Annotated in this window: 1 protein-coding gene; it reads right to left on the bottom strand. The window is 57.3% G+C overall.

Annotated elements, in window-relative coordinates; translation table 11 throughout:
* Nucleotides 1-307, bottom strand: a 307-nt coding sequence (locus P0G09_RS18055) for an alpha-amylase family glycosyl hydrolase (protein WP_275253359.1), incomplete at both ends; no start/stop codon positions are given.

The following is a 307-nucleotide window of genomic DNA, read 5'->3' as shown; positions in this document are numbered from 1 at the left end:
CAGCCCCGCATACTGGGGAGCGTTTTCCACCGTGGCACCGGGGGTCTCGCCCACCGTCATAATGTCGTATTTCGAGAGGACCCTCCGGTTCATCTCCTGCAAAAATTCATGGATGCGGGGCCCATTGACAGAGTAGGGACCGCCATTGCCATACAGTCCGTGTTTCTCGCCATCCGGAAAGCGCTGGTCCTTGGAAATCATACTGATGACGTCCATCCGGAACCCGTCGATGCCCTTGTCAACCCACCAGGTCATGATGTTGAACACTTCGTCCCGGACTTTGGGGTTCTCCCAGTTCAGGTCGGGC

Origin of the sequence: Faecalibacterium sp. DFI.5.82, assembly GCF_029076575.1 — a bacterium.
GTDB classification, from domain to species: Bacteria; Bacillota; Clostridia; order Oscillospirales; family Ruminococcaceae; genus Faecalibacterium; species Faecalibacterium duncaniae.
The sequence above is the reverse complement of the archived record's forward strand: the minus strand, read 5'-3'. Positions and strand labels throughout refer to the sequence as shown.